Genomic DNA, 14,286 nt, shown 5'->3' on the forward strand with positions numbered 1-14,286 from the left:
CTGTAAACGATGTCTCCGGTTTAAAACGTAAAGGATGTCTCCGGTTTCTACCGGACCAAGCCCGCTCCCACAGGGTGTGCGCTGAACCTGTGGGAGCGGGCTTGCTCGCGAAGGGCGCGACGCAGATTTCAGATCTTATTGGCGGGAAGCCGCATCGCCACGCTTGCCCGACACCTTGCGGCAATGCACCAGCGCGTCACGGATCATGAAGTTCACCAGGGTCGGCGAGACGCCGAGTTCCTTGGCGATGTCTTTTTGCGGTACGCCGTGCAGGCGATACATCTCGAAGGCGTAGCGGGTGCGGCTCGGCAACTCGGTCAACGCATCGGCAATGTGCTCCAGTGTCGAGAAGTTGATGTGCGACGTTTCCGGTGACGCACCCTGGATCACCACATTCAGCCCTTCCTCTTCAGGACCGGAATACTTCTGCTCCAGCGCCTGCTTGCGGTAGTGGTCGATCGCCAGGTTGCGCACGATCTGGAACAGGTAGCTGAGCTGAGCCTTGATCGAACTGGTGATGGGCGGGGCCGATTGCAGCCGGAAGAATGCGTCCTGCACAACATCTTCGGCACGTGAGCGGCAACCGGTAATTCGGGCTGCGATCTTCACCAGAATCAGTCGATTGTCGACGAATGCCTGAAGTAGCGGTGTATCGCACCTGCTTGTGGATACTGGTTCCATCATGGAAATCACCCTGCTGCCAAAAGGTTAGTGGGACGGCGAAAAACCGGGGGGCGTCCTACACATCGAGCGACAAATTAGGCTTAATGATAATGATTGTCAAATGAGAAAGAGAATTGATGCGCGACAGAAGTGCAGAGTGCGAACTGCGACACGTTGACGCCCCTTCAGCCCGCCTGGTGTTGCAACCCGGCGACTAATTATTTCAAGACGTCATCCGTTCTCATTGGTGAATTGCACAGCGCAACCCTCATCACCCCGTAGGAGCGAGCTCGCTCCGGGCGGCGTTCCGACGATGGTCGTCAACGATGACGATGGGCGCCTGACACCCCGCGGTGCTCTCCGGATTTTCGCGAGCAAGCTCGCTCCTACAGCCGAATTCAGGCAGGAAACCTCATGACCGACGCGTTCGAACTCCCCAGCACAATGGTCCAAGCCCTTCAGCGCCGCGCGGCCCTGACGCCGGATCGGGTGGCCCTGCGCTTTCTCGCCGAGACCCCGGAACAGGCCGTAGTGCTCAGCTATCGCGAACTGGACCTGCGGGCGCGGACGATTGCCGGCGCGTTGCAGGCCCGGGCGGATGTTGGCGACCGCGCGGTGTTGTTGTTCCCCAGCGGCCCGGATTACGTCGCGGCGTTCTTCGGTTGCCTGTACGCCGGGGTGATCGCGGTGCCAGCCTATCCGCCGGAGTCGACACGCCGTCATCACCAGGAACGCCTGCTGTCGATCATCAGCGATGCCCAGCCGCGCTTGCTGCTGACCAGCGCCGGGCTGCGCGATGGATTGCAGCAGATCGAAGGGGCGCCGCCACTGGTGTGTGTCGATACCCTCGACGGTGCACTGGCCGAGCGCTGGGTTGCGGTGGACTTGCAGGACGATCACATCGCCTTCCTGCAATACACCTCCGGTTCCACCGCGCTACCCAAAGGCGTGCAAGTCAGCCATGGCAATCTGGTGGCCAACGAATTGCTGATTCGCCACGGTTTCGGCATTGACCTGAACCCCGACGACGTCATCGTCAGCTGGCTGCCGCTGTACCACGACATGGGCCTGATCGGCGGCCTGCTGCAGCCGATTTTCAGCGGCGTGCCTTGCGTGTTGATGTCCCCGGCGTACTTCCTCGGCCGGCCGTTGCGCTGGCTGGAGGCGATCAGTGAATACGGCGGCACCATCAGTGGCGGGCCGGATTTTGCCTTTCGCTTGTGCAGCGAGCGGGTCAGCGAGTCGGCCCTGGAACGGCTCGACCTGAGTGGCTGGCGCGTAGCGTATTCCGGCTCTGAACCGATTCGCCTCGACACCCTGGAACGCTTCGCCGGGAAGTTCGCGACCTGCGGCTTCAGCGCGGACAGTTTCATGGCCTCCTATGGACTGGCCGAAGCCACCTTGTTCGTGGCCGGCACCGCGCGCGGTAAAGGCATCGGCAACCTGCGGGTGGACGATCAGGCCCTGGCGCAGAACCGTGTCGAAGAGGGCGAGGGTAGCCCGGTCATGAGCTGCGGTATCAGCCAACCGGGTCACGCCGTGCTGATCATCGATCCGGTCTCGCTCACCGAGCACACCGACAACGTTGTCGGCGAAGTCTGGGCCAGCGGGCCGAGCATCTCCTCGGGCTACTGGCGAAACCCCGAGGCGTCCGCCGAGACCTTCGTCCGGCACGCCGGTCAGACCTGGTTGCGCACCGGGGACCTGGGTTTCCTGCGCAACGGCGAACTGTTCATCACCGGGCGCCTGAAGGACATGCTGATCGTGCGCGGGCACAACCTGTACCCGCAGGACATCGAGCAGACCGTCGAGCGCGAAGTGGAAGTGGTGCGCAAAGGCCGGGTTGCCGCCTTCGCCGTCACGGTTGATGGACAGGAAGGCATCGGCATCGCTGCCGAAATCAGCCGCAGCGTGCAGAAAATCCTGCCGCCGGAATCCTTGATCAAAGCCATTCGACAAGCCGTCGCCGAGGCGTATCAGCAAGCGCCGGACGTGGTAGTGCTGCTCAATCCGGGCGCGCTGCCCAAGACCTCCAGTGGCAAACTGCAACGCTCGGCGTGTCGCAATCGCCTGGCGGACGGTAGCCTCGACAGCTACGCGATGTTCCCGTCGGCCGCCACCGAAAGTGCAGGCCAGATCGAATCGGGCTCCGAGCTGCAAAGCCTGATCGGCCGGATCTGGTGTGAACAGTTGCAAGTGGCACAGGTGGGTGCCGACGACCATTTCTTCCTGCTCGGCGGTAACTCCATTGCGGCGACGCAGGTAGTGGCGCGTCTGCGTGAAGAGCTCGGTCTGGAGTTGAACCTGCGCCTGCTGTTCGAAGCCCCGACCCTCGGCGCTTTTGCCGATGTCGTGAGCCGACTGCAACAGGACGGTGGCATGGCCCAGGGCGTGATCACTGCGCTGTCGCGCCAGCAACCGATGCCGCAATCCCTGGCACAAAACCGCCTGTGGATCACCTGGCAACTCGACCCGTACAGCAGCGCTTACAACATTCCCGGCGGCTTGAGCCTGCGCGGCGAGCTGGATGAGGACGCCTTGCACGCCAGTTTCCAGCAGTTGATCGAACGCCACGAATCCCTGCGCACGCGATTTTTCGAACGTGACGGCGTGGCGCTGCAACAGGTCGTTGCGGCGGCCGGGTTCAACCTGCAACTGATCGACATCAGCGACCTGCCAGCCACCGAGCGAGAGGCCCGGGCACAACAGATCCGCGAGGACGAAGCGCGGACCCGGTTCGATCTGGAGAAAGGCCCGTTGATGTGGGTGACGCTGGTGCGCCTCGACGACGAAGACCATCAGTTGTTGGTGACGATGCACCACATCATCGCTGACGGCTGGTCGTTGAATGTGTTGATCGACGAGTTCTCGCGCCTGTATGCGGCCGCCTCCCAGGGCCAGCAAGCGCAGCTGGCGCCATTGCCGATGCAGTACGCCGATTACGGCAACTGGCAGCGGCAATGGCTGGCGCAAGGGGAGGGCGAGCGTCAACTGGCTTATTGGAAAGACCGCTTGGGTGATGAGCATCCAACCCTGAGCCTGGCCACCGACCATCCACGCGCTGCCCAACAACTGCACAGCGCCGCTCGCCACACCGTGCGTCTGGGCGCGGCCCTGAGCAATGCGATTCGTCAGACCGCCCAGGCCCATGAATCGACCACCTTCATGCTGTTGCTGGCGGCGTTCCAGACCTTGTTGCATCGCTACAGCGGCCAGCGTGATATCCGCATCGGCGTGCCCAATGCCAACCGTCCGCGCCTGGAAACCCAAGGCCTGATCGGTTTTTTCATCAATACCCAGGTGCTGCGTGCCGAGGTGGACTCACGCCTGACATTCGTTGAGCTGCTGGCGCAGACCCGTCAGGCGGCGCTGGGTGCGCAAGGGCATCAGGACCTGCCGTTCGAGCAACTGCTGGAAGCCTTCCCCCAGGCCCGCGAGCAGGGCCTGTTCCAGGTCATGTTCAACCATCAGCAACGGGACCTCAGCGCCTTGAAACGCCTGCCGGGGTTGTTGGCCGAAGAGCTGCCGTGGCATAGCCGCGAAGCCAAGTTCGATATGCAGTTGCACAGCGAAGAAGACCGCAACGGTCGCCTGACCTTGTCCTTCGACTACGCCAGCGAATTGTTCGACGCCGCGACCATCGAGCGTCTGGCCGAGCATTTCAGCAACCTGCTGCGGGCTGTCTGCGAGCGCCCGGACACCACCATCGGTGACCTGCCACTGTTGACCGCCGCCGAACACCTTCAGCAATCAGACTGGGCCACCGCACCCTGCGCGGCGGCCAGCCAATGGCTACCGCAATGGCTCAGCGAGCAGGCACGCCAGACCCCGCAGCGCACCGCGCTGATGTGGGACGGCGGCCAGATGGACTTCGCCGAGCTGCACACCCGGGCGAACCGTCTGGCGCATTACCTGCGCGACAAAGGTGTCGGCCCGGACGTCTGCGTGGCCATCGCCTGCGAGCGTTCGCCGCAACTGCTGATCGGCCTGCTGGCGATCATCAAGGCCGGTGGCGCCTACGTGCCGCTGGATGCGGATTACCCCGCCGAGCGCCTGGCCTACATGCTCAGCGACAGCGGTGTTCAATTGCTGCTGACACAAACCCGATTGCTTGAGCGCCTGCCAGCGACTGATGGCGTCAGCGTGATCGCGATGGATGCCCTGCATCTGGAGAGCTGGCCGAGCCATGCGCCAGGGCTCCATCTGCACGGCGACAACCTCGCCTATGTGATTTACACCTCCGGTTCCACCGGCCAACCCAAAGGCGTCGGCAACACCCACGCGGCGCTGGCCGAGCGCCTGCAATGGATGCAGGACACTTATCGCCTGAACGAAACCGACGTGCTGATGCAAAAGGCGCCGATCAGTTTCGACGTGTCGGTGTGGGAGTGCTTCTGGCCGCTGATCACTGGCGCACGTTTGCTGATCGCCGGTCCCGGCGAACACCGCGATCCACATCGTATCGCGCAGCTGGTGCAAGCGTACGGCGTGACCACGTTGCACTTCGTGCCGCCGCTGCTTTCGCTGTTCATCGAAGAGCCGCTGAGCGCTGAATGCACCAGCCTGCGTCGGGTGTTCTCCGGGGGCGAAGCCTTGCCGGCGGAGCTGCGCAACCGGGTGCTGACGCAACTGCCGGCGGTGCAACTGCACAACCGCTACGGCCCGACCGAAACCGCGATCAACGTCACCCACTGGCAGTGCTCCAGCGCCGACGGCGAGCGCTCGCCGATTGGCCGGCCGCTGGGCAATGTGATCTGCCGTGTGCTCGATAGCGATCTCAATCCGGTCCCGGTCGGCGTGCCGGGTGAGTTGTGCATCAGCGGCGTTGGCCTGGCCCGTGGTTACCTCGGTCGCCCGGCGTTGACCGCCGAACGCTTCGTGGTCGATCCGTTGGGCGAGTCGGGCGCACGCTTGTATCGCACCGGCGACCGGGCGCGCTGGACGGTGGACGGCGTGATCGAATACCTCGGCCGTCTCGATCAGCAGGTCAAGTTGCGCGGGTTCCGGGTCGAGCCGGAAGAAATCCAGGCGAGGCTGCTCGCCCAGGACGGCGTTGCGCAAGCCGTGGTGCTGGTGCGCGACATCGTGGCCGGGGCGCAGTTGATCGGTTACTACACCGCAACGGACCATGCCGGGGACGAAGCCGAGCAATCTGCGCGCCTGAAAAGCGCATTGGCCGCCGAACTGCCCGAATACATGGTCCCGGCGCAACTGATGCGTCTGGAGCAAATGCCCCTCGGCCCGAGCGGCAAACTCGACCGGCGCGCCTTGCCGGATCCGCAGTGGCAGGTGCGCGAGCACGTTGAACCCGTGACAGAACTGGAGCAATGCATCGCCGGCATCTGGCGCGAAGTGCTGGGCCTGGCGCAAGTCGGTTTGCGCGATGATTTCTTTGCCCTCGGCGGCCATTCGTTGCTGGCCACGCAAATCATCTCCCGTGCCCGCCAGGCCTGCGACGTCGAGTTGCCGCTGCGGGCGCTGTTCGAACACAGCGAACTCGGTGCCTTTGCCGAACAGGTTCGCCTGATCAAGGCCAGCGGCAGCACCAATAAACAGCCGCCGATTGAGAAAGTCGACCGCAGCCAGCCGGTGCCGCTGTCCTATTCCCAGCAGCGCATGTGGTTCCTCTGGCAGATGGAGCCCGACAGCCCGGCCTACAACGTCGGTGGCATGGCGCGGCTGCGCGGCGTGCTCGACGTGGCGCGTTTCGAGGCGGCGCTGCAAGCCCTGATCCTGCGTCACGAAACCCTGCGCACCACGTTCCCGAGCATCGACGGCGTCGCCCGCCAACAGGTGCACACGCAAACCGGCGTGCGCATGGCGTGGAAGGATTTCACCGCGCTGGATGCCGAAGTCCGCGAGTGGCAGGTCCAGCAATTGGCTGACGACGAAGCGCACCAGCCGTTCGATCTGGAAGCCGGGCCGCTGTTGCGCGCCTGCCTGGTCAAGACCGCCGAACAGGAACACTACTTCGTTCTGACCCTGCACCACATTGTCACCGAAGGCTGGGCGATGGACATTTTTGCCCGGGAACTGAGCGCGCTGTACGAAGCGTTCGTCGATGATCGTGAATCACCGCTGGCGCCATTGCCGGTGCAGTATCTGGATTACAGCGTGTGGCAGCGTCAGTGGCTGGAGTCCGGTGAGCGTCAGCGCCAGCTCGATTACTGGACGACGCAACTGGGCCGCGAGCACCCGTTGCTGGAGTTGCCGGCCGACCGTCCGCGTCCGCCGGTGCAAAGCCATCAGGGTGAGTTGTACCGGTTCGACCTGAGCGACGACCTCGCGGCACGGGTCCGTGCCTTCAACGCACAACACGGCCTGACCCTGTTCATGACCATGACCGCCGCCCTGGCGACACTGCTGTACCGCTACAGCGGCCAGACCGATTTGCGCATCGGCGCCCCGGTAGCCAACCGCATTCGTCCGGAAAGCGAAGGGCTGATCGGTGCGTTCCTCAACACCCAAGTGCTGCGCTGCCGGCTCGACGGGCAGATGTCTGTCGGCGAGCTGTTCAAGCAGGTGCGCCACACGGTGATCGAAGGCCAGTCCCATCAGGACCTGCCGTTCGATCATCTGGTGGAAGCCCTGCAACCACCCCGTAGCGCGGCCTGCAACCCGTTGTTCCAGGTGATGTGCAACGTGCAGCGCTGGGAGTTCCAGCAAAGCCGAACCCTGGCCGGCATGACGGTCGAGTACCTGGCCAACGATGCCCGCGCGACCAAGTTCGACCTCAACCTGGAAGTCACTGACCTCGACCATCGCCTGGGTTGCTGCCTGACCTACAGCACCGATCTGTTCGACGAGCCGCGCATTGCACGCCTGGCCGGGCATTGGCGCAACCTGCTGGAGGCGCTGATTGCCGATCCGCAACAGCGCTTGAGCGAGTTGCCGCTGCTGGCGAGTGGCGAACAACAGCATCTGCTCGACAGCCTCGGCGTCGAGCCCGGCGAGCATCGACTGGATCAATGCATTCATCATTTGTTCGCCGAGCAAGCCTTGATTCGCCGAGACGCTCCGGCCCTGACCTTCGCCGGGCAGACTTTGAGCTACGCCGAACTCGACAGCCGCGCCAATCGCCTGGCCTGGATGCTGAGCGAGCGTGGTGTCGGGCCGCAGGTTCGCGTGGGCCTGGCACTGGAGCGCTCGCTGGAGATGGTCGTCGGCCTGCTGGCGATCCTCAAGGCCGGCGGTGCCTATGTACCGCTGGATCCGGAGTACCCGCTGGACCGCTTGCATTACATGATCGAAGACAGCGGCATCGGTCTGCTGCTCAGCGATGCGACGATGTTCAAGGCCCTGGGCGAGTTGCCGGCAAGCGTCGGTCGCTGGTGTCTTGAAGAGGACACCGCTGCACTGGCCGGCTATCCGGCCACCGAGTTGCCATTGATCAGCCTGCCGCAACATCAGGCCTACCTGATTTACACCTCGGGTTCCACTGGCAAGCCGAAAGGCGTGGTGGTATCCCATGGCGAAATCGCCATGCACTGCCGCGCCGTGATCGAGCGCTTTGGCATGCGCCCGGACGATTGCGAACTGCACTTCTATTCGATCAACTTCGACGCCGCCACCGAGCGTTTGCTGGTGCCGTTGCTCAGCGGTGCGCAAGTGGTGCTGCGGGCTCAAGGGCAGTGGGACGCGGAAGAAATCTGTAGCCTGATCCGCCGTCATCACATCAGCGTCCTCGGTTTCACGCCGAGCTACGGCAGCCAGTTGGCGCAATGGCTGGCAACGCAAAATGAAACCCTGCCGGTGCGCATGATCATCACCGGCGGCGAAGCGCTGACCGGTGAGCACCTGGTGCGCATTCGCGCAGCCTTCAAACCGAGCCAGTTCTTCAACGCCTACGGCCCGACCGAAACCGTGGTCATGCCGCTGGCCAGTCTTGCCCCTGAAGTACTGGAAGAGGGGGCCGGCAGCGTACCGATCGGCAGCGTGATCGGCGACCGCGCGGCCTACATTCTCGACGCCGACCTGGCGTTGGTGCCGCAAGGCGCGACGGGTGAGTTGTATGTCGGTGGCGCGGGTCTGGCCCAGGGTTATCACCAGCGTCCGGGCATGACTGCGGAGCGCTTTGTGGCCGATCCGTTTGTCGCCAACGGTGGACGCATCTACCGTACTGGCGACCTGGTGCGCCAGCGCGCCGACGGCCTGGTGGAATACCTCGGTCGCATCGACCATCAAGTGAAGATTCGCGGCTTCCGTATCGAACTCGGTGAAATCGAAACCCGTCTGCTGGAGCACGAATCGATCCGTGAGGCGGTGGTGCTGGCGCTCGATGCACCGAGTGGCAAGCAATTGGTCGGCTATCTGGTGACTGACGTCGCAGAGTTTGGCGAAGCGCAGCAGGCTGAACTGCGTGAAGCGCTCAAATCGCATCTGAAATCGCAACTGCCAGACTACATGGTGCCCACGCACCTGATCCTGCTGGCCAGCATGCCTCTGACCGCCAACGGCAAGCTCGACCGCCGTGCTCTGCCGGCACCGGACCCTGAGCTGAACCGTCAGCAGTACGTGGCGCCGAGCAACGAGCTTGAAGTCACGCTGGCGCAGATCTGGTGCGAAGTGCTCAACGTCGGACAGGTTGGCCTCAATGACAACTTCTTCGAACTGGGCGGCGACTCGATCCTGTCGATCCAGGTGGTCAGCCGGGCACGGCAGCAGGGCATCCACTTCAGCCCTCGCGACCTGTTCCAGCACCAGACCGTGCAGACCCTCGCCAGCGTGGCCACCCGCAGCGAGCAGGTCAGCGCCGAGCAAGGCTTGCTCATGGGTGAGTCGCGCCTGACGCCAATCCAGCACTGGTTCTTCGACACCGACATCCCGCAACGCCAGCACTGGAACCAGGCATTGTTGCTGCAGCCGACCGCCGCCCTTGAACCCCATCGTCTGGAGCAAGCGCTGCTGGCGCTGATCGAACAGCACGACGCCTTGCGCCTGCGTTTCAGCAAGGTCGCCGGCCAATGGCAGGCCACACACCAGGCGATTTCCGAGGCGCCGGTGTTGTGGCAGGTGCGCGTTTCGTCCATGGACAAATGCGCGGCCTTGTTCGCCGATGCCCAGCGCAGCCTCGATCTTGACGAAGGGCCGTTGCTGCGCGTGTTGCTGGTCGATGGTCCCGACGGTCAGCAACGGCTGTTCATCGCGATTCACCATTTGGTGGTCGATGGCGTTTCATGGCGCGTGCTGCTGGACGATCTGCAAACCGTGTATCGCCAACTGGACGCGCAGCAGTCGGTGAAACTGCCGGCGAAAACCAGCGCCTTCAAGGACTGGGCCGCACGCTTGCAGGCCTACGCCGGCAGCGAGTCCCTGCGTGAAGAACTGGGCTGGTGGCAGGCGCAACTGGCCGGGGCCACTGCCGACTTGCCCTGCGATCACCCCGAGGGCGGGGGGCAGAACCGGCATGGGCAAACCGTCAGCGTGCGCCTCGACAGCGAGCGTACCCGGCAGTTGCTGCAACAGGCACCGAGTGCCTATCGCACCCAGGTCAACGACTTGCTGCTGACCGCTTTGGCCCGCGTGCTGTGCCGCTGGAGCGGTCAGCCATCGGCGCTTATTCAACTGGAAGGCCACGGCCGCGAAGCGCTCTTCGACGAGATCGACCTGACCCGCACCGTCGGCTGGTTCACCAGCGCCTATCCCCTGCGCCTGACCCCGTCGAACGTTGAAGAAGCCGCCGGGCAGGGCGCGTCGATCAAGGCAATCAAGGAGCAATTGCGTGCCGTACCGCACAAAGGCCTGGGCTATGGCGTGCTGTGCTACCTCGCCGATGACCAGAGTCGCCACAGCATGGCGCAGTTGCCGGTGGCGCCGATCACCTTCAACTACCTCGGTCAGTTCGACCAGAGCTTCGGGGCGGACGCGCTGTTCCATCCACTGGATGAAGCCATCGGCGCGGCCCATGATGGCAATGCCCCGCTGCCCAACGAGCTGAGCGTCGACGGTCAGGTGTATGGCGGTGAACTGGTACTGCGCTGGACTTTCAGCGCCGAACGCTTCGATCCGCAAACCATCGACGAGTTAGCGGACGCTTACCTCGGCGAACTGCAAAGCCTTATCGAACATTGCCTGCGCGACGACGCCGGTGGCCTGACGCCGTCGGACTTCCCGCTGGCGAATCTCAACCAGACGCAACTGGATACGCTGCCGGTCCCGGCCGCTGTCATCGAAGACGTCTACCCGCTGACCCCGATGCAGGAAGGCATGCTGCTGCACACCTTGCTGGAGCCGGGCACCGGCCTGTATTACATGCAGGACCGCTACCGTATCAACAGCGAACTCGACCCGCAGCGTTTCGCCCAGGCCTGGCAAGCGGTGATCGCCCGCCACGAAGCGTTGCGCGCGTCGTTCTGCTGGAACGTGGGCGAAGACATGCTGCAAGTGATCCACAAACCGGGCAGCACGCCGATCGAGTACCTCGACTGGAGCGATCTCGCCGAAGCCGAGCAAGAGCCGAAGCTGCAAACCTTGCTCAAGACCGAACGCGAGGCCGGGTTCGATCTGCTCAACCAGGCGCCGTTCCACTTGCGTCTGATCCGGGTCGGTGCGGCGCGCTACTGGTTCATGATGAGCAACCACCACATCCTCATCGATGCCTGGTGCCGTTCGCTGCTGATGAACGATTTCTTCGAGATCTACAGCGCCCTCGACGAAGGCCGGGAAGCGCAGCTGGAGGTGCCGCCACGTTATCGCGACTACATCGGCTGGCTGCAGCATCAAAGCCTGACCGAAGCACGGCAGTGGTGGAAAACCAACCTGCAGGGTTTCGAACGGACCACGCCGATCCCGAGCGACCGGCCATTGCTGCGCGAACATGCCGGCGACAGCGGCGGCATGATTGTCGGCGACCGCTACACAAGGCTCGATGCCCGGGACGGCGCGCAATTGCGCGAACTGGCCCAGGCCCATCAGCTGACCATCAATACCTTCGCCCAGGCGGCATGGGCACTGGTGCTGCGGCGCTTGAGCGGTGATCGCGACGTGCTGTTCGGCGTCACCGTGGCCGGGCGTCCGGTGGACATGCCGCAGATGCAGCGCACCGTCGGCCTGTTCATCAACAGCATCGCGCTGCGGGTGAAAATGCCCGAGGACGGCCAGCGTTGCAGCGTGCGCCAGTGGCTCAGCGGTCTGCTCGAGCACAACATGCAACTGCGTGAATACGAATACCTGCCGCTGGTGAACATCCAGGAGCAAAGCGAACTGCCCAAAGGCCAGCCGCTGTTCGACAGTCTGTTCGTGTTCGAAAACGCCCCGGTGGAAGTCTCGGTGCTGGACCGTGCACAGAGCCTCAACGCGACCTCGGATTCGGGCCGAACCCATACCAACTTCCCGCTCACGGCCGTGTGCTATCCGGGTGATGACCTGGGCTTGCACCTGTCCTACGACCAGCGCTACTTCGATGAGGCCACGGTCGAGCGTATGCTTGGTGAGTTCAAGCGTCTGCTGCTGGCGTTGGTGGAAGGTTTCCATGGCGACATGGCCGACCTGCCATTGTTGGGGGCCGAGGAGCAGGATTTCCTCATCCATGGCTGCAACCAGAGCGAACAGGATTACCCGCTGGAGCAGAGCTACGTTGCATTGTTTGAAACCCGGGTCGCCCGACATCCACAGCGGATTGCCGCCAGTTGTCTGGACCGGCAGTACAGCTATCTGGAGCTGAACCAGCGCAGTAACCGCCTCGGTCATGGGTTGATCGCCGCCGGTGTCGGGCGAGATCAACCGGTAGCCTTGCTGGCCGAACGCAGCCTCGATTTGCTGGGAATGATCATCGGCAGCTTCAAGGCGGGTGCTGGTTACCTGCCGCTGGACCCAGGGTTGCCGAGTCAGCGTCTGAGCCGGATCATTGATCTGAGCCGCACGCCATTGCTGGTGTGCACGCAAGCCTGCCGTGAGCAGGCGCAGGCCTTGCTCGAGGAGTTCGGCTGCGCCAACCGGCCACGGCTGCTGGTCTGGGAGGAAGTTCAGGCCCTTGCGCTGTCGGTGGACAATCCTGGCGTCTACAGCGGCCCGGACAACCTCGCCTACGTGATCTACACCTCCGGCTCCACCGGTTTGCCCAAAGGCGTGATGGTCGAACAGCGCGGCATGCTCAACAACCAGTTGAGCAAGGTGCCGTACCTGAATCTGAGCGACGCCGACGTGATCGCCCAAACCGCGTCGCAAAGCTTCGATATTTCGGTCTGGCAGTTCCTCGCCGCGCCGTTGTTCGGCGCCCGGGTGGACATCGTGCCGAACGCCATCGCCCACGATCCCCAAGGCTTGCTGGCCCATGTGGAAAGCCAGGGCATTACCGTGCTGGAAAGCGTGCCGTCGCTGATCCAGGGCATGCTCGCCCAGGAGCGCATGAGCCTTGACGGCCTGCGCTGGATGTTGCCAACCGGTGAGGCGATGCCGCCGGAACTGGCGCATCAATGGTTGCTGCGCTATCCGCAGATCGGCCTGGTGAATGCCTATGGCCCGGCGGAGTGCTCGGATGACGTGGCGTTCTTCCGCGTCGATATGGCTTCGACTCGCGCCAGCTACCTGCCGATTGGCACGCCGACCGACAACAACCGGTTGTACCTGCTCGACGGAGCGCTGGAACTGGTGCCGCTGGGCGCGGTGGGTGAACTGTGCGTGGCGGGGACCGGGGTCGGTCGCGGCTATGTCGGCGATCCACTGCGCACCGCCCCGGTGTTTGTGCCGAACCCGTTCGGCGCACCGGGTGAGCGCCTGTATCGCACCGGCGACCTGGCCCGCCGTCGCAGCGATGGCGTGTTGGAGTACGTGGGGCGCATCGACCATCAGGTGAAGATTCGCGGTTACCGTATCGAGCTGGGTGAAATCGAGGCTCGCCTGCATGAACAACCGGAAGTCCGCGATGCGGCGGTGGGTGTGCAGGAAGGGGCGAACGGCAAGCATCTGGTTGGCTATCTGGTCGCGGTGGATGTTGCGCTCGATTCGTCTGAACGCCTGGAACGCATCAAGCAACGCCTGCGTGCCGAACTGCCAGAGTACATGGTGCCGCTGCACTGGCTATGGCTCGACAAGCTGCCGCTCAACGCCAATGGCAAACTGGACCGCAAGGCCCTGCCGGCGCTGGAGATCGGCCAAATGCAGAGCCAGGATTACCAGGCGCCGCGCAATGACCTGGAGCAGACCCTGGCAGACATCTGGGCCGAGGTGTTGAAGGTCGAGAAGGTGGGTGTTCGCGACAACTTCTTCGAACTGGGCGGGCATTCGCTGCTGGCCACGCAGATCGCGTCACGGGTGCAGAAAACCCTGCAACGGGACGTGCCATTGCGGGCGATGTTCGAGTGCAGCACGGTGGAGGAGTTGGCGGCGTACATCGACGGGTTGGCGGCCAACGAAATCACCGAGGAGAAGGCGGATCGCCTGAATGACCTGATGGCGGAGCTGGAGGGGTTTTAATCTCCAGCGGCTTTACCGGCCTCATCGGGGGCAAGTCGAATCGTCGCACCGCCGCTCCCACAGGTTCGCAGGTGTATGTATGAACACCTGAATCCCTGTGGGAGCGGCGGTGCGACGATTCGACTTGCCCGGGTAGAAACCGGAGACATCCTTTACGTTTTAAACCGGAGACATCGTTTACAGGTATGAAATACGGTCAGGAGGTGCCTG

Annotated in this window: 2 protein-coding genes and 1 pseudogene; 2 read left to right on the forward strand and 1 reads right to left on the reverse strand. The window is 63.4% G+C overall.

The annotated features are described in order from the left end of the window. Nucleotides 1–135 precede the first annotated feature (135 nt). Nucleotides 136–684 carry an RNA polymerase factor sigma-70 gene (locus PMI34_RS04920; protein WP_008052965.1) on the reverse strand — a complete coding sequence of 183 codons (549 nt, stop codon included), beginning with the start codon at nt 682–684 and terminating at the stop codon, nt 136–138. A 292-nt stretch (nt 685–976) separates the two neighbouring features. On the opposite strand from PMI34_RS04920, the pseudogene PMI34_RS29405 reads away from it, so the two are divergent. Together PMI34_RS29405 and PMI34_RS04915 are read left to right on the forward strand one after the other, a co-directional pair. After that, a pseudogene (locus tag PMI34_RS29405) lies at nt 977–1,054 on the forward strand (outer membrane lipoprotein carrier protein LolA); the annotation flags it as partial. A 23-nt stretch (nt 1,055–1,077) separates the two neighbouring features. Then, nucleotides 1,078–14,076, forward strand: a complete 12,999-nt coding sequence (locus tag PMI34_RS04915; protein ID WP_008052970.1) for a non-ribosomal peptide synthetase — start codon at nt 1,078–1,080, stop codon at nt 14,074–14,076. Nucleotides 14,077–14,286 lie beyond the last annotated feature (210 nt).

The sequence above is a fragment of the Pseudomonas sp. GM74 genome, from assembly GCF_000282455.1.
Lineage (GTDB): Bacteria > Pseudomonadota > Gammaproteobacteria > Pseudomonadales > Pseudomonadaceae > Aquipseudomonas.

Excerpts from the sequence above, each read along its gene's own strand:
- PMI34_RS04920 (WP_008052965.1), bottom strand. The coding sequence starts at position 684 with ATGATGGAACCAGTATCCACAAGCAGGTGCGATACACCGCTACTTCAG.
- PMI34_RS04915 (WP_008052970.1), top strand. The coding sequence starts at position 1,078 with ATGACCGACGCGTTCGAACTCCCCAGCACAATGGTCCAAGCCCTTCAG.